A 6,623-nucleotide genomic window follows, 5' to 3' on the forward strand; every position below is an offset into this window, starting at 1 on the left:
ACCCAACGATGAACAGTGCCAACAGTAAAAGCTGCACATTTTTACCGAAGCGGGCGAGCGGTTGTCAAATAAATCTTCACTTTTCTTGCCGACCAGCAAAATGGCACAATGTGGATCACTCTCGTCCACGTTCTCACAAACCACCGAGCGCAACTTCACGCACGCCAAAACCAGGCCCGGCCGTCCTGCAACCGGCGAAACTACACGCTCTAATTGGGGAGCCTGCGCAAGCCACCATGGCACACAAAAGACCCAAGACCATTGACCGATTCAGCCCTTATTCGTTCAAATCTCCTTCCCCATTTATGGCGGAGGGATGATCAGGCGCTGCCCGACCTGTATGCGGCGCGGATTCACTTTCGGATTGGCGAGCATCAGCGCCTCCACCTTAACACCATACCTCCGGGAAATCAGGCTCAGCGTCTCACCCGCCTTGACCGTATGCGTCCGGGAAGGCGCCGTAACTGCGGCCGCAGGTCGGGCGGCGCTGGTTCCGCCGGATGACGCAATCCCAGGCGACCCCGGCTGGGCCCCTGTCGCTTGGGTTGCGCGCACCACCGTCAATGCGGCTCCGGACCGATTAGTTAAGATCTGCAGGCGCGTGGCCTCCGCGCGCAACTTGTCAACCTCCTCGCGCAAACGCCTGTTTTCCTCAGCAAGTTGCTCCAAATCCCGCTGCCGCTTGTCCAACCCTGGGGCAAGGGAAACTGCCTGCGCCAGTTGCTGTTTACAGGCCATGATGTGGTTCGTGACCATCTGCTCCTTGGGCGAGTTGGGGTACAGCTTGAGGTAACGCTCGTAATGGAAAATGGCAGCAGCCGGGTCCGACTCCTTCTGGTCATAGAGCCAACCTAGCTCAAAGTGGGCTGAGGCCGATTTGGGGTTCACCTCCAACGCCTTCTCGAAGGACTCAATGGCTCCCTTGAAATCCATGGTGTTGACGCGGCTTCGCCCGGCCTGAAAATGCGGCTCTTTCTCTTCATCTTTCGGCGCGGAAGGCAGGCAGCCGCTCAACACCAACACGGCGAGCAGGTATAGCCCGACCTGAGAAAGGCCCACTGGAAAAGTCATGGTGTGAGACTAACAAACCGGGCGGAAACCCGCAATCAAACGAATGGGTTTTCCTTGATCCCCACCACGCCCGGATGCCGGGGCACATACAGAAGCCCGCCACCCAAGTACAACCAGCCAAGTGCCACATGCGCAACTCCGACCACCGTCAGCCCCAAGGCGTCAATTGTCCCACCTCCATACAAGAACACGGCCAGGCACATCACCAACGCTCCCGGCATAAGCGCCGCGCCAGCCAAACGCCACGCCGCCCCCAGGCTCAGGGCCCGATTCGCAAAGAATCCCGCCAGCCACGCTGGCAGACAATACGCCGTCGCCAAACACCCCCAGCTTGCCATCAGTGCCGCCACCACCAGAATACCCACGATGGCCAGAATTGCCGGCGCCCAGGCGCCCCACCACGGTCGGAGTTCTGTCTGGCTAAACGGCACCACCCACGTTGGCGGGTACACACGCCTCAGGAAACCGAACAGAGAGTAGACCTTCAAATCCGTCCGGCCAAACTCCACCTGCACATGGGCCGGCGAACGCGCCTTGCCGCTGTGGTCGAGATCCACGATGAACGCCAGGAACCGCCCCTCAGCCAGACGCACAGGTGAATCACCGGTCCACTCCAACCGGCCGGAACGAAGCTCGCCTTGCGCCGGCAGCTGAAGCACCGCCTCGCCGATGACGGGGAACCAAGACCTTTGCACAAACCAGATCACACTGCCCGCCGCCAGCAGCGCGACGAGGGACTGCACCAGCAACACCCGCCCCATGGTGGCGTCAGCGAATGCCGCCACTCCCCGCAAGGTCAGCGGTTGCCAGGCAAACCTCGGTTCTGGATCCGATGCAGTCAACGATACGCCCCCGCGTGTGCTGATGCCACCCGGCGGAGAAGTGGTCTCATAAGACGACCGGCGCCGCCCCGTCCACATCTCAAGTCGCGGGCGATTGCGAGGCCGCCGGGCCCGGCGGCACAGGCGATTGATTGGGCGGCGGGGCGAGAACCACCGGCACTGGATAGCGCAGTTTCATCACGTCATCCACCAACACTTCCAGGTAATAAGTACCGGCCACTTTGAACTCCACCTGGCCGAACACCGTCACATTGGTGGCGTGCTGCCCGGCATCTTTCAGGACAAACTTCACCTCACCTTTGCGCAGCACCGTGGTTTGGTCGGGCGCGATGAACCGCGTGGTCTCAACAAACTGACCTACGCCCGCGGTCCAGCGATTAAACACGCCCAGCTTGAAAGCCACCACCGGCAGTTGCGGCACGCGAATGAAACTAATCACGCCGACCAGGAAGAAGTTGCCATTGGCTTCCTGGCGGACTTCTTCGCACAACAGCGAGCACTGCAAATCAGGCAAGATTCGGGTCGGGTTCATAAGAAATCGGTCCTACCTCCTGGCTCGCTCTGCCGCACGCACGGTATTTTGCATCAGCATCGCAATCGTCATCGGCCCCACCCCGCCCGGATTGGGTGTGATCCGGCCAGCAATCGGCTGAACCCCCGCGAAATCCACATCGCCCACCAACCGCGTCCCGCCTTTGGCCGCCGGATCGTTGACCCGGTTGACCCCCACATCCACCACTATCGCGCCCGGCTTGACCATGTCTGCTTTCACAAACTCCGCCACCCCCATCGCCGCGACCAAAATGTCTGCCCGCTTGCAGTGCGCCCGGATATCCCGTGTTGCGGAATGGCATATGGTCACCGTCGCATTGGCATACCGGTCCTTCTGGCACAGCATTGCGGCCATTGGCTTGCCGACGATGTTGCCCCGCCCCAGCACCACGACTTCTGCCCCGCCAATCCTGACTTCCGACCGCGCCAGCAACTCGCGAATGCCCGCCGGCGTGCACGGGAGAAAACCTGTCGGGTCTCCCAGCATCAGCTTGCCCACATTTACCGGATGGAATCCGTCCACGTCCTTCTCCGGGAGCACACTGGAATAGACCACGGCTGCCCGGATTTGGGATGGCAGCGGGGCCTGGACCAGAATACCGTGCAGACGCTCATCCGCGTTCAGCCGTGCCAGCAGTCTTAGCAGTTCGGCTTCGCTCGTCTGCTCAGGCAGGACATGCGTCTCAGTGAAAATGCCCAGTTCGGCACACGTCTTCTCCTTCCGCCCTACGTACACCTTCGAGGCGGCGTCCTCGCCTACACGCACAAAGGCCAATCCCGGCCGCAGGCCGGACGCCTTCAACGTCGCGATGCGTTCGACCAGCTCACCTTGCAGTTGCCGGGCAATCGCCCGCCCGTCAATCAGGTTCGCCGGCGTCATTCCTCCACGACCTGGATCTTCTGGATCGTGAGCACCGGCGTGTTCCCCCAGCGCTCGTCCAGGCTCTCCTCACCCGTTACGACAATCCGCAAGCCTTTGTAACGCCGCAAGTCCAGTTGGTCGGAGGTCGTGTACAGGTAGTCGATGTTCCTGCCGTTGTCGGGGCTGACGAGCGCAAACCGGGACGGCGCCTGGATGCTGGTCATGCCGCGCACAATGCCTTCCCGCTGCACAATTCTGGGCGGCGGCGGCTCTTCGAACTCGGGAGTTTCTGGCTCCGCGGGAACCTCGGGCGTGGTGGCCACCACCGGCGGCTCCGGCACCGGCACGCTCGGCGCTTCCGTCGGCGGCGGCGCAACGGGCGGCACCACCTCGACCGTGGCCGGCGTCGGAGCTGGCTCCGGCGGCGCCGGCACGGGCGGCACTACCGTTACAGCCGTCGCAGGCGGCACGGGCTCCGTGGGCACTGCGGCCCCTTCCTGCCTCAGGTATTGCGCCGCCACGAACGCATAAGCGTCGGCCGGCGGCTCAATCTCCACCCAGTCTTCTTTCGTGGTGATTGCCTTCACAACGTCCCCCCGCTTCAACAGTCCGATCACGCTGTAATTCTCGCCCGGCCCGCTCCGCAAATTGAGCCTCCGCGGCAGGACCGCTTGGGTGGCGGGATTGATGAACATGCGGTGGACCCACACGTGCGCCTTGGGCGGCAGCGCAATCTTCGCCCACGCCGATGGTTCCTGCGGCCCGGAATTATTCCGCACAATCTCCTCAATCACCATGACCGTCTGGTCCTTGGTCACCTGCGTTACCACCTCGCTCTTGAGCTTGGCCTGGCCGCGCACGTTCACGTTGCTGGCCACGACCACCGCCGGACCCGGCACCAGCGGCACGGTCCTCAGCTCGGGCAAAACTACCTTCTTCTTGGCGGCCGCTTTCTTCACCGGTGCCTTCTTCGGCGCGGCTTTCTTCTTCACAACCGCCGCGGCGGCGGGAGGATTGGTCGTCACCGGCGCGGGCGTCAGGGTTGCCGCCGGCGCAGCCGCCGGTGTTTGAACCGGAGCGGGCGAGGTTGGGGCAGCCGCCTGTTGCGCCAACAAGCTCGTCGAAAGCATTGCCCCCAGTATTAGCCAGTAGTTCTTATTCATAACTCAGCACATTAGAGATTTAATCTCGGGTTCTGTCAATGTCCGCCATTTGCCTAAACGCAGCTCGCCCAGCTTGATCTTCCCGATCTGGACCCGCTGTAAACGCTTCACCGCGATCCCCTGCGACTCGAACAGCCGCCGCACTTCCCGGTTCTTGCCCTGCGCCAATTCCAACTCCACCACACTCTGGGAGTGTCCGGCTGAAATCAGCCGCACCCGGGCCGCCTTCAACTGCTCACCCTCATGCCACACGCCGCGCGTGAACTGGCCCAGCGTTTCTTCCGCCACCCGCCCTTCCACCGTGGCGACATACTTCTTCCTCACCCCGTAGCGGGGATGCGTCAGGCGCAGGCTGAACTCGCCGTCGTTAGTCAGGAACAACAGCCCTTCGCTGCCGTAGTCCAGCCGCCCCACCGTATGCAAGTGACCCCACTCTTTAGGCAGCAAACCGTAAACAGTGGCCCGGTCCAACTCGTCCTTTCGCGAGCAAACCAGCCCGGGCGGCTTGTTCACTGCCACATAGAGCTTTCGCTTCGCGCGAACCGGCTTGCCGTCCACCTTTACCCGGTCGTGAACGGGATCAATCCGGACACCCAACTCCCCGACTGTCCTGCCGTTTACCTCCACCCGCCCCGCGAGGATAATTTGCTCCCCGGCGCGCCGCGAGGCGATCCCTGCCTCCGCCAAAAACTTATGCAGGCGAACCATCGGATTCCAGAAACCACAGCACGAACTGCGGAACGCAGCGACGCAGGACAGCTTGTGCTGTCGCTGACGTCGCGCTCCGCCTCCTCCGCCGGCTTAAGCGTCTTTCTTGGTCTTGCGCAGCCCGGTGATGCGGTCTCCCGCTTTCCACTGGCCGCGTTTCTTAAGCAGTTCTACCCGCTCAAAACGCTTGAGCACGTTTCGCTTGCCGCCCAATGTGGCCGTCGCGCGCAGACTCCGATGCTGTGACATAACTCAAATTCCTACTGCTGTTTGCTTGTGTTTCAACCGCTCCCATGGGAAGCGGAGTGGGTTTGTATCATGCCCACCCCCAGTTGCCAAACGTTTATTTACAGTTCTTCGCGGATTTGCGGGGTGTACCAATAGCGATTCGTCGTTTCGGACGCCCCCTTTTGCCTCCAGCCCCCCCGCCGCACGGACGGCAGCGCCGTTACGGCGCCCGCACGCCGTCGTTGGCTTGCGGTTGGCTGGACTATGGCTTGTTAGTGCAGTCCGGCCCCGGTGTGTATCCCATGGGGAGCGCTCCCCATGGGATACACACCGGGGCCCCACCGTGCCGTCACCGTAACCCCAAGGCAGAGGCGTCGGGGTCAGCGGGGGCTGGAGGAGGCAGGTAGGCAGGAAAACTGTCCAAAATTTGGACAGCGCGCGGGTAGAGGTTGGAACTACCCATTCAGTTCCGGCCGGGCAGCAACGTTGCCCTTGTAATCCCTGTGCCTCAGCAATCCGGGTTGCTCAGGTGGCCCTATCCTTGACCGTCGGAGTTGGCCTCGATCCGGTTCAGGGCCGCACGGCAAAACCGCCAGTCCTGGAGCGAATCAAATGCGGCGAACTGATACACGAGCACAATCAGCCAAAATACGGCCTGGTAACTGCCCTTGGAACACTTATGCCGCAGCCGCCGCTGCGCCAGGAATGCGCCGGGCCACCCCCCAAGCAACTCCAGCATATGGAGCCGCGCCTCGGGCAGCCGCCACGCGCGCTCCTGCGCCCGCCGCTTGTCCGCCGCGTACGCCCAATACGTGAGCGCGCTCACAATCCCCCCGTAAACGCCAGCCCATAGGAAATATCCACCCAACCGCAGCCCGGCCATTACCGGCAGCGCTAGCAGGCCAAGGAGCACCAGCAAGTTCATCACACCTGCGCCCCGGACAGCGCCCGCTCGCGCTCGAGCAATGTCGGGTGTGAGTAATAAAACCCGCTGTAGAGCGGATGAGGAGTGAGGTTGCTCAAGTTCTTCTCGTTCAACTTGCGCAGTGCACCAATCAGCGAACGCGGCTCATTCATGACCTGCGACGCAAAGGCATCCGCCTGGTATTCGTAACGCCGCGACCACCAATGCGCCACCGGTGAGAAATCGGGTAGGAGGTGAGGGTTAGAACCTCACCGTCCTCCCACACCACCGGA

General features: G+C 62.1%; 9 protein-coding genes. All 9 read right to left on the bottom strand.

Annotation, left to right across the window (positions count from 1 at the left end):
- Nucleotides 1-303 precede the first annotated feature (303 nt).
- Complete coding sequence (locus P5205_21155; GenBank protein HSA12872.1) at nt 304-1,071, bottom strand: LysM peptidoglycan-binding domain-containing protein; 768 nt, start codon at nt 1,069-1,071, stop codon at nt 304-306.
- A 35-nt stretch (nt 1,072-1,106) separates the two neighbouring features.
- Nucleotides 1,107-1,856, bottom strand: coding sequence for a hypothetical protein (locus P5205_21160; GenBank protein ID HSA12873.1), 750 nt, complete (start codon nt 1,854-1,856; stop codon nt 1,107-1,109).
- A gap of 136 nt (nt 1,857-1,992) precedes the next feature.
- Nucleotides 1,993-2,445, bottom strand: a complete 453-nt coding sequence (locus tag P5205_21165; GenBank protein HSA12874.1) for a hypothetical protein — start codon at nt 2,443-2,445, stop codon at nt 1,993-1,995.
- 12 nt (nt 2,446-2,457) lie between these two features.
- Complete coding sequence (locus tag P5205_21170) at nt 2,458-3,345, bottom strand: bifunctional 5,10-methylenetetrahydrofolate dehydrogenase/5,10-methenyltetrahydrofolate cyclohydrolase (protein ID HSA12875.1); 888 nt, start codon at nt 3,343-3,345, stop codon at nt 2,458-2,460.
- The gene (locus P5205_21175) at nt 3,342-4,490 is read right to left on the bottom strand and encodes an SH3 domain-containing protein (GenBank protein HSA12876.1); all 1,149 of its coding nucleotides are present in this window, start codon (nt 4,488-4,490) and stop codon (nt 3,342-3,344) included. The genes P5205_21170 and P5205_21175 overlap by 4 nt, the downstream gene beginning before the upstream one ends.
- A gap of 3 nt (nt 4,491-4,493) precedes the next feature.
- Complete coding sequence (locus P5205_21180; protein ID HSA12877.1) at nt 4,494-5,198, bottom strand: pseudouridine synthase; 705 nt, start codon at nt 5,196-5,198, stop codon at nt 4,494-4,496.
- Between the two features lie 93 nt (nt 5,199-5,291).
- A complete protein-coding gene (locus P5205_21185; GenBank protein ID HSA12878.1) occupies nt 5,292-5,447 on the bottom strand; it encodes a small basic protein in 156 nt (51 codons plus the stop codon).
- Nucleotides 5,448-5,961: 514 nt separating this feature from the next.
- Nucleotides 5,962-6,351, bottom strand: coding sequence for a DUF1294 domain-containing protein (locus P5205_21190; protein ID HSA12879.1), 390 nt, complete (start codon nt 6,349-6,351; stop codon nt 5,962-5,964).
- Nucleotides 6,351-6,563: a M48 family metalloprotease gene (locus P5205_21195; GenBank protein HSA12880.1), complete on the bottom strand. Its 213-nt coding sequence runs from the start codon at nt 6,561-6,563 to the stop codon at nt 6,351-6,353. Before P5205_21195 ends, P5205_21190 begins: the two co-directional genes overlap by 1 nt.
- Nucleotides 6,564-6,623: the final 60 nt, after the last annotated feature.

This window comes from Candidatus Paceibacterota bacterium (genome assembly GCA_035452965.1).
Taxonomy (GTDB): Bacteria; Verrucomicrobiota; Verrucomicrobiia; order Limisphaerales; family UBA8199; genus UBA8199.